Consider the following 11,829-nt stretch of genomic DNA (forward strand, 5'->3'; position numbering starts at 1 on the left):
CCGAAGCAGGATCGATTCCGCTTTTACTGATTGAGAGTTGGCAATGACACGCATCGTTGATTCATCGCTTTTCCCTGAAGCGCTCACCTTTGACGATGTGCTGCTGACGCCCGGGCACTCCGAGGTGCTCCCGGCCCAGGCTGACATCCGTTCGCGCGTCACCCGTTCCATCTCCGTCAACCTGCCGCTGCTGGCTTCGGCGATGGATACCGTCACCGAGGCGAACATGGCGATTGCCATGGCGCAGAATGGCGGCATCGGCGTGATCCACCGCAACCTTACCCCCGAAGAGCAGGCCGAACAGGTTCGCCAGGTCAAGCGTTTCGAGAGCGGCATGGTGGTGAACCCGATCACCATTCCGCCGGAAGCCACGCTGGCCGATGCGCTCGCCTTGATGAAGCGCCACCGTATCTCCGGCATTCCGGTCGTCACCGGCGCCGCTCCCGGCGTGCCCGGCATCCTGGTCGGCATCCTCACCAATCGCGACGTCCGCTTCGCCGACAAGCTCGACCAGCCCGTGGCCGAACTGATGACCAAGGAGCGCCTGGTCACCGTGAAGTCCGGCGTGGAGCAGGAAGAGGCCAAGCGCCTGCTGCATCAATTTCGCATTGAGAAGCTGGTGGTGGTCGACGAGGCCTATCGCTGCGTCGGCCTGATGACCGTCAAGGACATCGAGAAGGCCACGCTCCATCCCAACGCCTGCAAGGACGAGCAGGGGCGCCTGCGCGTCGCCGCTGCCTCCACGGTCGGCGACGGCGGCCATGCCCGCTCCGAAATGCTGATCGATGCCGGCGTCGACATGATCGTGGTCGATACCGCCCACGGCCATTCGCAGAAGGTGCTGGACGCGGTGTCGCGCATCAAGCGCCAGTCCAATTCGGTGCAGGTGGTGGCCGGCAACGTCGCCACCGGCGAGGCGACGCGGGCCCTGATCGGCGCGGGCGCCGATTCCATCAAGGTCGGCATCGGCCCCGGTTCGATCTGCACCACCCGCATCGTGGCCGGTGTCGGCGTGCCGCAGCTCACCGCCATCATCGACTCGGCCAATGCGGCGCGCGAGCACGACGTGCCCGTCATCGCCGATGGCGGCATCAAGACTTCGGGCGATTTCGCCAAGGCGATCGCCGCCGGTGCGTCGGTCGCCATGGTCGGCTCCATGCTGGCCGGCACCGACGAGACCCCCGGCGAGGTCTATCTCTACCAGGGCCGTTCCTACAAATCCTATCGCGGCATGGGCTCGATCGGTGCCATGTCCGCCGGCTCGGCCGACCGCTATTTCCAGGCCGACATCAAGGATTCGATGAAGCTGGTGCCGGAGGGCATCGAAGGCCAGGTCGCCTATAAGGGGCCAGTCTCGGCGGTGCTGCACCAGCTCGCCGGCGGCCTGCGCGCCTCGATGGGCTATGTCGGCGCCGAGACGATCACGGATTTCCAGGAGCGCGCCAGGTTCGTGCGCATCTCCAATGCGGGCCTGCGCGAAAGCCATGTCCATGACGTGACCATCACTCGCGAGAGCCCGAACTATCCGGGACGGAATTAAGGAGCGCGGACATCCTGTCCGCCCTTACCCGTCCGCAAGCGTCGTGTTTCCAAGAGCGGACAGGATGTCCGCGCTCCAGGTGATCCTTGACCCCCTCCGCCCGCCTGTCCGCCGCCATCGAGATCCTGGCCGATATCGAAGCACGCCGCCGTCCTGCCGCCGATGCGCTCAAGGATTGGGGGCTCTCCCATCGTTTCGCCGGCTCCGGCGACCGGGCGGCGCTGGCCGGGCTGGTCTATGACACCTTGCGCCGCCGCGCCTCGGCACGCTGGCTGATGGACAGCGAGGCACCGCGTGCCTCGCTGATCGGCATGCTGGTCCTGCAGCGCGGCGAGACGATCGAAACGCTCGAAGCCCTGTTCACCGGCGAACGCTTCGCGCCCGAACCGTTGACGGAGGACGAGCGCAAGGCTCTGGCCGGGCGCAAGCTGGGGCAGGCGGCACCCGATATCCAGGCGGACGTTCCGAACTGGCTGTGGTCTTCCTTCGAGGCGGCCTTCGGAGAGGACGCCATTGCCGAGGGACGGGCTTTGGCCGAGCGTGCGCCGGTGGATCTGCGCGTCAACACGCTGAAGGCGACTCGGGACAAGCTCCTCGCCGAACTCGAGCCTCTCCATGCCAGCGCCACGCCGCTCTCGCGCTGGGGTGTGCGCGTGCCGCTTGGTCCTGACGGCCGCAGCCCGGCCATCCAGGCTGAGGAAAGCTTCCAGAAGGGCTGGTTCGAGATCCAGGACGAAGGTTCGCAACTGGCCGGCCTCGTCGCGGCGGCCAAGCCCGGCGAGCAGGTGCTGGATCTGTGCGCCGGCGGTGGCGGCAAGACGCTGGAATTCGCTGCCGCCATGGAGAACAAGGGAGAGATCTTCGCCACCGACAGCGACAAGCGCCGCCTGGCTCCGATCCATGATCGGCTTGCCAGGGCGGGGATCCGCAACGTCCAGGTCCGCACACCGCGAGGAGGCTTGGCAATCGACGACCTCGATGGCCGCATGGACCTGGTGCTGGTGGATGCGCCCTGCTCGGGCAGCGGCACCTGGCGCCGCAACCCCGATACCAAATGGCGCATGCGCCCCTCGAGCCTCGCCGATCGCCAGAAGGACCAGGCCGCCGTGCTCAAGGCGGGGGCGAGAGCGGTGAAACCCGGCGGTCGCCTGGTCTTCGTCACCTGCTCCGTGCTGCCGGAGGAGAACGATGCCTCGGTGAAGGCCTTCCTGGCCGACCATGCCGACTTCACTGCCGCGCCCCTGCCGGAACTCGCCAAGGGCGCCGGGCTTTCGGCTTTCGCGCGCTTCGGTTCGTCGGGCGGCACCGGCCTGCAACTTTCGCCCCATCGCTCCGGTACCGACGGCTTCTTCATCGCCCTGCTGCACCGGGGCTGATCAGCCTTGATGTTCCCTCGTATGAGGCGATGATACATCTTTACCGACCATATGATGTTCGGGAGCAATGATGAAACGGTCGGGGGGACTTGCCAGTTTTGCCGCGGTTTGCCTTGCGAACCTCTGTGTGATCGGCGCCGCATCGGCATCCGATGGAATGCAGTCGGCCTTCGATCTGCTGTTTCGCAGCGACCTCAAACTGCCGGAGGGTACGGTTCTGCTCACGGCGCGCGAGAAGGGCTGGCGCTACGAGTATCGGTTTGCCAAGGGCGGCAGCGCCGGTCAGGCGATCGCGATCTGCGTCGAGAGCGGGCCGATCATGCTGCCGGCAGGTGAGGATGTCGCACTGCGGGTCACTTCCGACGATGTCATTCACACGCTGAGCATTCCCGAACTCGGCGTGGCGATCGATGCGATACCGGGCCGCCTGAACGAAAGGGTCGTAAAGCCGGAAAAGGCCGGGCGCCTTGTTGCGCATGCGACAATCGAGAAGGGCAGCAAGACGACCCGCAGGACCGTCGATCTTACCGTTCTGGAGCCCGCGGCCTACAAATCCTGGGTAGAGAAAGCTTCGCAAACCGCGTCCTGTGCTTCAGAATGAAGGAGCGGACGATTTTCGTGGCCGGTTGATCGGTGCTGCGCAAAATCACAAGGTCGAACTCAAATTCATCTCTCGATTTGTGCGTATTTGCAAGAAAGCGACCCTTCCTCGGTTGCATCGAAAGCCCTGGTCGAATACCTCCCTGCTATGACACACAACGCCATCCTCATCATCGATTTCGGTTCGCAAGTCACCCAGCTGATCGCACGCCGCGTGCGCGAAGTCGGCGTCTATTGCGAGATCCATCCCTTCCAAAGCGCCGCCGAGGCTTTCGAAAAGCTGAAGCCGAAGGGCGTGATCTTCTCCGGCGGCCCGGCCTCGGTGACGACGGCGGGCAGCCCCCGGGCACCGCAAGCGGTGTTCGATGCCGGCGTGCCGATCCTGGCGATCTGCTACGGCCAGCAGACGCTGGCAACCCAGCTCGGCGGCAAGGTCGAGGGCGGCCACGCTGCCGAGTTCGGCCGCGCCGATGTCGAGATCCTCGAGGCGAGTCCGCTGTTCGAGGGCTTTTGGGAGCCGGGCAAGCGCTATCCGGTGTGGATGAGCCATGGCGACCGCGTCACCCAATTGCCTGCTGGTTTCAAGGTGGTCGGCACCTCCGAGAACGCCCCCTTCGCCATCGCGGTGAACGAGGAGAGGCGCTACTACACCACCATGTTCCATCCCGAGGTGGTGCACACGCCCGATGGCGGCAGGCTCCTGAAGAACTTCGTGCAGAAGATCGTCGGCATCGAGCCGGACTGGAGCATGGCGGCCTATCGGGCCGAGATGATCGAGAAGATCCGCAAGCAGGTGGGCAAGGGCAGGGTGCTTTGCGGCCTGTCGGGCGGGGTCGACTCCTCCGTGGCGGCCGTGCTGATCCATGAGGCTGTTGGAGACCAGCTCACTTGCGTCTTCGTCGACCACGGCCTGATGCGATCGGGGGAATCCGACCAGGTCGTCGGCCTCTTCCGCGAGCACTACAACATTCCCCTGGTGCATGTGGATGCGTCCGAACGCTTCCTCGGCGAGCTTGCCGGCGTCACCGATCCGGAAGTGAAGCGAAAGACCATCGGCCGCCTCTTCATCGAGGTGTTCGAGGAAGAGGCCCGCAAGATCGGGGGCGCCGAATTCCTGGCCCAAGGCACGCTCTATCCCGACGTGATCGAGAGCGTCTCCTTCTCCGGCGGCCCCTCGGTGACCATCAAGTCGCATCACAATGTCGGCGGCCTTCCCGAGCGCATGAACATGAAGCTGGTGGAACCGCTGCGCGAGCTCTTCAAGGACGAGGTCAGGGCACTCGGCCGCGAACTCGGCCTGACGGAAGCCTTCGTCGCCCGCCACCCCTTCCCAGGTCCGGGCCTCGCCATCCGCATTCCCGGCGAGATCACAAGGGAAAAGCTGGACACGCTGCGTGCGGCCGACGCCATCTATCTCGACGAGATCCGCAAGGCCGGCCTCTACGACAAGATCTGGCAGGCCTTCGCCGTGCTGCTGCCCGTGCGCACCGTGGGCGTGATGGGCGACGGGCGCACCTATGACAGCGTCTGCGGCCTGCGCGCCGTGACCTCGGTAGACGGCATGACCGCCGATTTCTTCCCCTTCGACATGAACTTCCTCGGTCGGGCCGCAACCCGCATCATCAACGAGGTGAAGGGTATCAACCGCGTGGTCTACGACGTGACGAGCAAGCCGCCCGGCACGATCGAGTGGGAGTGAGGGGACAGCGTAGCGGCGGATGGCAGAGGATATCTGGGTGAATCCTCGGCCATTGATGGCAGTCGATAGACGGCGCCCGGCAGATCTGTCGCTCCGTCGGGCGCCTTCCCGTTCTTCGAACAGCGTCCACACGCTATCGATCACTGCTCCTTCTTGAACAAATCCTGGAAGATGAGCTGGCCCCAGATGCGGCCGCGGGCGTGCACCAGCGCGCCACCCTCGTTGAGTTTTCCCAGCTTGACGGGTGCGAACCCCAGTTGTTTCGCCAACATCGCCACGGGAGCGATCGCGTCCTCGTCGTCGCTCGACAGAAAGACGGCCCGGTGGCCTCCTTCGACGATCGGGTCGGAAGCCAGGGTGGCGGCAATCAGGTGATTGAAGCCTTTCACGAACTTGGCGCCGGCGAATGCCTTCGCGACGAAGGCGGAGGACGGGAGACCGTCCAACTCTTCAGGCGGAAGCAACGCGTTCATCGCGTCGATGACCGTCTTGCCTTTCCAGCTCGGCAGGGCCTTCGCAACCTCGCGATGCTCCCCGAACGGGACCGCCAGGATGATCGTGCCGGCATCGAGTGCATCCGGCAGCGACATGGCGACGACCGTGGGCCCAATCGCCCGAGCCTGCGGCGCCAATGCCTCGGGCGGCCGGCGGCTCGCGACGGCCACCTTGATGTTCTTGCGGGCGAAGGCGTGGGCGAGGGCCTGGCCTACCGCACCAAATCCTATGATCGCATAGCTCATGATACTTGTCCGATCCTAATTGAAGTGTCGATGTCCCGCCGCGAACGCTTGCGCGACCAGACCGACTGTCAGCGTGGAAGTCGTTCCACCATGGACACGCTGGTTCCCGCCGATCAGCCATTCCCGCGATCAGGCGCGATTTCAGATGGCCGAGAAGCCGCCGTCGACAGACAACTCCACCCCATTCACGAAGCTGGAATCGTCAGAAGCAAGAAACAGCGCGGCTGCCGCGATTTCCTCGGGACGCCCCATCTTTCCCCGCGGGATCAGGGTTTCGAACATCCGCTTTGCTTCTTCGGTGAGAACTTGGTCTTGCATCGGCGTGGCGATCGGTCCCGGGCTCAGCACGTTCACCCGAATATTCCTGCCCTTCAACTCGTTGAGCCAGGTGCGTGCGAAGGAACGCAACGCCGCCTTGCTCGCCGCATACACGCCATAACCGGGAAAACCTTTCACCGAGGCGACCGACCCGGTCATGAAGATCGACCCGCCATCGTTGAACAGCGGCAACGCCTTCTGGACCGTAAACAGCGTACCACGCGTATTCAGACCAAAGGCCGCATCGAAATGCCGCTCGGTAATTTCGCCCAGCGGGACGGCTTCGCCTGTGCCAGCGCTTGCGTACAGGATATCGATGCTGCCCTTTTCCTGCCTGACCGTGTCGAACAGGCGGTCGAGGTCCTCGAGATTGGCCGCGTCGCCGCGCACGCCGGTTACGTTACGGCCAATCAGCCTGACCGCCTCGTCGAGCACCTCCTGCCTCCGGCCCGTGATGAAGACATACGCGCCTTCTTCGACGAAGCGCTTGGCGCTCGCCAACGCCATGCCGCTCGATCCACCCGTAATGACTGCAACTTTACCGTCCAGCTTTCCCATGACTTCTCCTTTTCGGGCTCCGTTTTTGGTCGTGAAGGGAGCACCCGAGAAACCTCAACATGGGTTTGCTGAAGCGGAGCGTTGAGTGCGGAAGCGCGCACATCGGTGGTGCGAAAACGATCCGGTTGGATAGCTGACACCAGCTGCGATGATCGGTATCTGCTGTTCGCAATTGGGTCGCGTCCGTCGATACAGGCTATGATGATCGCCCATATTGCGGTTTGATGTGTTCGGTACAGGCTTTGGAAGGCACACCTTGCGGTGCCGGATTGCACCATGATCGACTGGGATGACGTTCGCTATTTTCTTGTTGTCGCGCGGGGAGGCTCGGTGCGGTCCGCTGCCGCACGCCTCGAGGTAAATCACTCGACCGTGCTGCGACGCATCGCGCAACTTGAGGAACGCCTCGGGGCGCACCTGTTTGAAAAGCTGCCTTCCGGTTACCGCCTGACGGCTTCAGGCGAGGAGGTCCTCGAGTTTGCGAACCAGATGGAAGCGTCCTCGCACCAATTGGAGACGCGCGTCTTCGGTCGCGACCAGGGTGTGCGCGGGCTTTTGCGGGTGACGCTGGCGCCGACCCTCGCGTCACACCTGCTCATGCCGGACTTCGCAGATTTCGCCATGCTGCATCCGGACATCGAGATGGAAATCTTGTCGTCCGGCGAGCTGGCAAATCTGACCAATCGAGAGGCTGATGTCGCGATCCGCGTCGTCTACGACCGCAAAACCCTACCGCTCAATCTTCACGGCCTGAAGGGACCGGATATATTCGGCGGTATCTACATGTCCCGCGATCGACTAGCTGCGTGGCGTGGGGGCGTGCCTGATCCCATGCGGTGGATCGTCATCAGCATTCATGGCATCCCGGACTGGGCTCACGAGGGTGAGGTACGCACCGCCGGGGTTCCGTTCAGGGTCACAGATGCCGAGGCGCAGATCGTTGCCGTACGGCAGGGACTCGGCTTGACGACGCTGCCGTGCTTCGTCGGAGATGCCGACCCCTTGCTGGCGCGGGTGCCGGGTACCCACTTGCACATGTACGGAACGCTCTGGCTTCTTACACAGGGGGAGACACGCAAGACGAAGCGCGTGCGGCTCTTCACGGAGTTCGTGTCCCGCAGGCTTGCCGCATACGCGCCGCTTCTGGCGGGACTGTCTGTATCGCGCGGCAGTTCGCCGGCGACACTTGTGTAAGGCGTTCGACATCCCACCCGATTTCGGTGACGCTTTGCTATCGGCCCGTGTGCCAGCGGCGCGGCGATCACCACCGCCGATGTCGATCAAGCCAGGCAGGAGATCGTCCAATGCCCCTCGAACTCATCAACCCGGCCGATCTGCCGGTTCCTGAACTGTACACCCAGGTTGTGGTTGCCACGGGTTCCAGGATGGTATTCGTCTCAGGCCAACAGCCCGAGGACATGCACGGCAAACTCGTCGGGCATGGCGATTTTGCGGCGCAGGCGCGCCTGGCCTTCGCCAATCTGGGCCGGGCACTTCGTGCCGCGGGGGCACGGCCCGAGCACGTCTGCAAGATCACGATCTACGTCGTCGACTATAAACGCGACGAACACGTTCCAATCATCGAAGAAGCGCAGATTTCGTTGTTCGGAGATCACAAACCGGCGAATGTGGTGGTCGGGGTGGCGATCATGTCCCCAGGCTATCTCATAGAGGTCGACGCTATCGCGGTCATTGACGAGGTGGTCACGCGCTAAGCACCGTGGAGACTTCGCTGCTCGCGGACACCCGCCGCCGCCTGTCCTGCGAGTGGAGTGGAATGGACGGACCGTCTTGAGCCGATGTTCGTTCAGTTAGGCGGCTTCACGCGCGAACTTACCCGGCGAGCAACCGAGACGTTTGCGAAAAGCGGTGCTGAAGGCGCTGGCGGATTCATAGCCAATTTCATCGGCGATCCGATCCAGGGACTTTACACCACGCGTGAGCGCATCCTTTGCGATCGCCATGCGCCAACGCGTTAGATACTCGATTGGCGCACATCCCAAGACCTCTCCGAACCGCGCGGCGAAGCCTGATCGCGACATGCCGGCCATCTTTGCAAGATCGACGACCGTCCAGTTCTTGCGAACATCGGCGTGGATTGCTTGCAGCACTCGGGCGAGAGCTGGGTCCCGCATGCCGCTGAGGAGACCTGCAGGCATCGCCCGATTGCCGATGCTGCGCCAGCGAAGAGCCTCGACCAGCAGCGCTTCGAGCATGCGACGGACAATCAGCTCCTTGCCCGGGTAATCGGTCGCGCATTCCTCGGCGAGCAGATCAATGAGACGGCCGAGCCGTGTCGTTCGTCCCTCCGAAGCCGGAATGTGAATGAGGCCGGGCAACAGTGCCAGCAGGAGCGGTGCATTCACCCGCTCGAATGCGAAGGTGCCACCCAGGGCAACAAGGTCCGGCGCGCCTTCCGGTTCGCCATGCCGGATCGCTTCGTTTCGCGGTTCCACCGGGATGCAGTCGATATCCTGTTCGCTGGACAGGGAGAATGCGGGCGTTGTCGGAAGGAGCACGAAATCTCCCTGAGCAAGCCGGAACGGCTCTTCGCCGACGAATCTCAGCCAGGTCTGCCCCTCCAATATGATCGTGAAACCGGGCGCGTCATGGGCCCGATAGCTTACGCCCCAGCGGCCGCGCGCAGTGATCGGCTTGGAGATGGCGGCCGTCGGCCGGAGCAGGCTTATGATGTCGCTGAGTGGATCCATTTTGGACGGTTGGTAATTATTTATGGATAGTAAGTTATATATCGTCCAAATCGGCTTGTCTATCTTGCGGCATCAAACGCAAGGAGACAGGCACTATGGACAAGACGATCCTCATCACCGGCACCTCCTCGGGCTACGGCAAGGCCACGGCCGAGCATTTCCTGCAGAATGGCTGGCATGTCGTCGCTGCGATGAGACGCCCCGACCCGACCATTCTTGGCGCTCAATCCGACCGGCTGCGCGTATTGCCGCTGGATGTCACCGATGAACAAAGCATCGTTGCGCTGGTGGATGCTGCGGGCCCGATCGATGTGCTCGTGAACAATGCCGGCGTGGGCGGTGTGGGTGCGTTCGAAGCCATGCCGATGTCACTGATCCGCCAGCTCATCGAGACCAACACGATCGGTGTCATGGCCATGTGCCGGGCAGTCATTCCGCAAATGCGTGCACGCCGTGCAGGCATCATCGTCAACGTGACATCGAGCGTGACGCTCGGGGAGTTTCCGCTCGCTGCCGCCTACACCGCATCCAAGCAGGCAGTCGAAGGGTTCTCGGGCTCGCTCGCTCATGAACTCGGTCATTTCGGAGTGCAGGTCAAACTCGTCGAGCCCGGCTATGCGCCGACCACGCGGTTCGGGGCCAATGCCATCGTGCCGGTCGAGGATTTGCTCCCGCAGGACTATGCCGAGTTTGCGAAGCCAATTCTTGAGGCCTTCGCGAAGCCGGCCATGACCACGCGGGAGAGCGACGTTGCCCAGGCTGTGTGGGCCGCTGTCCACGACACCTCCGGCCAGCTCCGTTTCCCCGCCGGACCGGATGCCGTAGCTCTGGCGCAAGCACGCTGACCGAGTTTCGCTCCAGACTTTGGAGAGGAGCGCGACGAGCGCCTGCTCGACATGCCTGTATTGGGGGGCAACGCTCTGGGCCGTAGAAGGGGCAGGCCGCATCGCATTCCAGGATGCCGAGATGCCGTTTCCTGCAGATTTAGAAACATTAGCATTGACTAATTCATTAGTATTTGCTAATTGATAATCATGACAGAGACAGCTGCCATCGATGCCGTCATGCGCGCCCTCGCGGATCCGACAAGGCGAGCCGTGTTCCAGCGGATCGTCGGATGCGACGAGATTACCGTCGCCGAACTGACACAGGGGAGCGGCGTCACGCAGGGCGCGGTTTCCCAGCACCTCAAGGCGTTGAAACAGGCGGGGCTCGTCGCCGAACGTCCGGAAGGGCGGAAGGTCTATTACCGGGCCGAACCCGGCGGCCTCGAGCCGCTAGCCGATTGGATGAGCCATTACAGCCTGTTCTGGCGCCGGCGCTTCGCCAATCTCAGAACCCTCTTGAAGGAGATCGACCCGTGAATGATCAAGCCTTGAAGCCGGATACGCAGGAGATCGTGGTCGACGAGATCTTCCCGCATGCGCCGGAAACCATCTGGAAGGCGCTGACCTCGGGCGATCTCATCGCTCGCTGGATGATGGCGCCTGCCGATTTCGCCGCGGTGGAAGGACAGCGTTTCACCTTTCGCACCACGCCGGCCGGTGCCTGGGACGGCGTCATCCATTGCAGGGTACTGGACGTGAAGTCGAACGAGCGCCTCGCCTATGCCTGGCAGGGCGGGGACGAGAGCAATGCGGGCTATGGCTCGCGGCTCGATACGGTGGTGACCTGGACGCTGGAGGCGGCCGAGGGCGGGACGCGGGTTCGCCTCGTCCATTCCGGCTTCGTCATGCCCAGGAACGAGACGGCCTTCAGGAACATGGGTGAGGGCTGGAAGAAGGTCCTGCGGAACCTCGGCACCGTCGTGGCCGGCAGCAAGGACTGAGGCGAGGAGGACGAGATGAGCAAGGCCTATACCGGCGGATGCGCCTGCGGGGCGATCCGCTACGAGATCACTGCCGATCCGGTGTTCAGCAATGATTGCCAGTGCCGCGACTGCCAGCGCGAAAGCGGTACGGGCCATCAGTCCCACCTGACCTTCCCGCGGCAGAATGTGACCCTTGCGGGGGTGGGGCGGCCCTGGGAGATGGTGGCCGACAGCGGCGTCAGGAAGACCCGCTATTTCTGCCCAACCTGCGGATCGCCGGTCTATCTGACCTTCTCGTCCATGCCGCAATTCTTCGCCATCCGCGCCGCAAGCCTCGACGAGCCGAGCCGCTACAAGCCGCAGGCGGTCACCTATACCAGCGGCGGCTATGAGTGGGACCACCTCGATCCGGCCTTGCCGAAATTCGAGAAGATGCCGCCGAGGTGAGGGAATTGATCGGGCAGCGCTAGGGTAGCG

13 protein-coding genes are annotated in these 11,829 nt (G+C 63.4%); 10 read left to right on the top strand and 3 right to left on the bottom strand.

The features are described from left to right. Positions 1-43: 43 nt before the first annotated feature. From guaB to guaA, 4 genes are all read left to right on the top strand, one after another. A complete protein-coding gene (guaB, locus tag BA190_RS03490; protein ID WP_068282620.1) occupies positions 44-1,540 on the top strand; it encodes an IMP dehydrogenase in 1,497 nt (498 codons plus the stop codon). 86 nt (positions 1,541-1,626) lie between these two features. Then, positions 1,627-2,916: an RsmB/NOP family class I SAM-dependent RNA methyltransferase gene (locus BA190_RS03495; protein WP_068282623.1), complete on the top strand. Its 1,290-nt coding sequence runs from the start codon at positions 1,627-1,629 to the stop codon at positions 2,914-2,916. Between the two features lie 127 nt (positions 2,917-3,043). Then, the gene (locus BA190_RS03500; RefSeq protein ID WP_068282626.1) at positions 3,044-3,517 is read left to right on the top strand and encodes a hypothetical protein; all 474 of its coding nucleotides are present in this window, start codon (positions 3,044-3,046) and stop codon (positions 3,515-3,517) included. Positions 3,518-3,664: 147 nt separating this feature from the next. After that, positions 3,665-5,215 carry a glutamine-hydrolyzing GMP synthase gene (gene guaA, locus BA190_RS03505; protein ID WP_068282629.1) on the top strand — a complete coding sequence of 517 codons (1,551 nt, stop codon included), beginning with the start codon at positions 3,665-3,667 and terminating at the stop codon, positions 5,213-5,215. Between the two features lie 140 nt (positions 5,216-5,355). Here guaA and BA190_RS03510 read toward each other — a convergent pair whose 3' ends face one another. Both BA190_RS03510 and BA190_RS03515 read right to left on the bottom strand, forming a co-directional pair. After that, positions 5,356-5,955 carry an NADPH-dependent F420 reductase gene (locus tag BA190_RS03510; protein ID WP_068282631.1) on the bottom strand — a complete coding sequence of 200 codons (600 nt, stop codon included), beginning with the start codon at positions 5,953-5,955 and terminating at the stop codon, positions 5,356-5,358. 141 nt (positions 5,956-6,096) lie between these two features. After that, positions 6,097-6,831 (bottom strand): SDR family NAD(P)-dependent oxidoreductase, encoded by a 735-nt coding sequence (locus BA190_RS03515; RefSeq protein ID WP_068282634.1) that lies wholly within the window; start codon positions 6,829-6,831, stop codon positions 6,097-6,099. A 276-nt stretch (positions 6,832-7,107) separates the two neighbouring features. On the opposite strand from BA190_RS03515, the gene BA190_RS03520 reads away from it, so the two are divergent. Next, positions 7,108-8,025: a LysR family transcriptional regulator gene (locus tag BA190_RS03520; protein ID WP_068282636.1), complete on the top strand. Its 918-nt coding sequence runs from the start codon at positions 7,108-7,110 to the stop codon at positions 8,023-8,025. Positions 8,026-8,135: 110 nt separating this feature from the next. Continuing rightward, positions 8,136-8,546 carry a RidA family protein gene (locus tag BA190_RS03525; RefSeq protein ID WP_068282639.1) on the top strand — a complete coding sequence of 137 codons (411 nt, stop codon included), beginning with the start codon at positions 8,136-8,138 and terminating at the stop codon, positions 8,544-8,546. A 96-nt stretch (positions 8,547-8,642) separates the two neighbouring features. Here BA190_RS03525 and BA190_RS03530 read toward each other — a convergent pair whose 3' ends face one another. Next, positions 8,643-9,542 carry an AraC family transcriptional regulator gene (locus tag BA190_RS03530; RefSeq protein ID WP_068282642.1) on the bottom strand — a complete coding sequence of 300 codons (900 nt, stop codon included), beginning with the start codon at positions 9,540-9,542 and terminating at the stop codon, positions 8,643-8,645. Between the two features lie 95 nt (positions 9,543-9,637). Here BA190_RS03530 and BA190_RS03535 point away from each other — a divergent pair, with 95 nt between their 5' ends. The 4 genes from BA190_RS03535 to BA190_RS03550 all read left to right on the top strand — a co-directional run bounded on the left by BA190_RS03535 (position 9,638) and on the right by BA190_RS03550 (position 11,799). Next, positions 9,638-10,387 (top strand): SDR family oxidoreductase, encoded by a 750-nt coding sequence (locus BA190_RS03535; protein WP_068282645.1) that lies wholly within the window; start codon positions 9,638-9,640, stop codon positions 10,385-10,387. 189 nt (positions 10,388-10,576) lie between these two features. Continuing rightward, positions 10,577-10,906, top strand: a complete 330-nt coding sequence (locus BA190_RS03540) for a helix-turn-helix transcriptional regulator (protein ID WP_068282649.1) — start codon at positions 10,577-10,579, stop codon at positions 10,904-10,906. After that, positions 10,903-11,370: an SRPBCC domain-containing protein gene (locus BA190_RS03545; RefSeq protein ID WP_068282652.1), complete on the top strand. Its 468-nt coding sequence runs from the start codon at positions 10,903-10,905 to the stop codon at positions 11,368-11,370. The genes BA190_RS03540 and BA190_RS03545 overlap by 4 nt, the downstream gene beginning before the upstream one ends. A gap of 15 nt (positions 11,371-11,385) precedes the next feature. Continuing rightward, on the top strand, positions 11,386-11,799 hold the full coding sequence (locus tag BA190_RS03550) for a GFA family protein (protein WP_068282655.1): 414 nt from the start codon (positions 11,386-11,388) through the stop codon (positions 11,797-11,799). The last annotated feature ends 30 nt before the right edge of the window (positions 11,800-11,829 follow it).

The organism is Labrys sp. WJW (assembly GCF_001676615.1).
GTDB lineage: Bacteria > Pseudomonadota > Alphaproteobacteria > Rhizobiales > Labraceae > Labrys > Labrys sedimenti.

What these genes read in the sequence shown, in the direction of transcription:
- BA190_RS03530 (WP_068282642.1), bottom strand. Translation starts at nt 9,542, where the DNA reads ATGGATCCACTCAGCGACATCATAAGCCTGCTCCGGCCGACGGCCGCC.
- BA190_RS03525 (WP_068282639.1), top strand. Translation starts at nt 8,136, where the DNA reads ATGCCCCTCGAACTCATCAACCCGGCCGATCTGCCGGTTCCTGAACTG.
- BA190_RS03515 (WP_068282634.1), bottom strand. Translation starts at nt 6,831, where the DNA reads ATGGGAAAGCTGGACGGTAAAGTTGCAGTCATTACGGGTGGATCGAGC.
- BA190_RS03540 (WP_068282649.1), top strand. Translation starts at nt 10,577, where the DNA reads ATGACAGAGACAGCTGCCATCGATGCCGTCATGCGCGCCCTCGCGGAT.
- guaB (WP_068282620.1), top strand. Translation starts at nt 44, where the DNA reads ATGACACGCATCGTTGATTCATCGCTTTTCCCTGAAGCGCTCACCTTT.
- BA190_RS03535 (WP_068282645.1), top strand. Translation starts at nt 9,638, where the DNA reads ATGGACAAGACGATCCTCATCACCGGCACCTCCTCGGGCTACGGCAAG.
- BA190_RS03520 (WP_068282636.1), top strand. Translation starts at nt 7,108, where the DNA reads ATGATCGACTGGGATGACGTTCGCTATTTTCTTGTTGTCGCGCGGGGA.
- BA190_RS03510 (WP_068282631.1), bottom strand. Translation starts at nt 5,955, where the DNA reads ATGAGCTATGCGATCATAGGATTTGGTGCGGTAGGCCAGGCCCTCGCC.
- BA190_RS03550 (WP_068282655.1), top strand. Translation starts at nt 11,386, where the DNA reads ATGAGCAAGGCCTATACCGGCGGATGCGCCTGCGGGGCGATCCGCTAC.
- guaA (WP_068282629.1), top strand. Translation starts at nt 3,665, where the DNA reads ATGACACACAACGCCATCCTCATCATCGATTTCGGTTCGCAAGTCACC.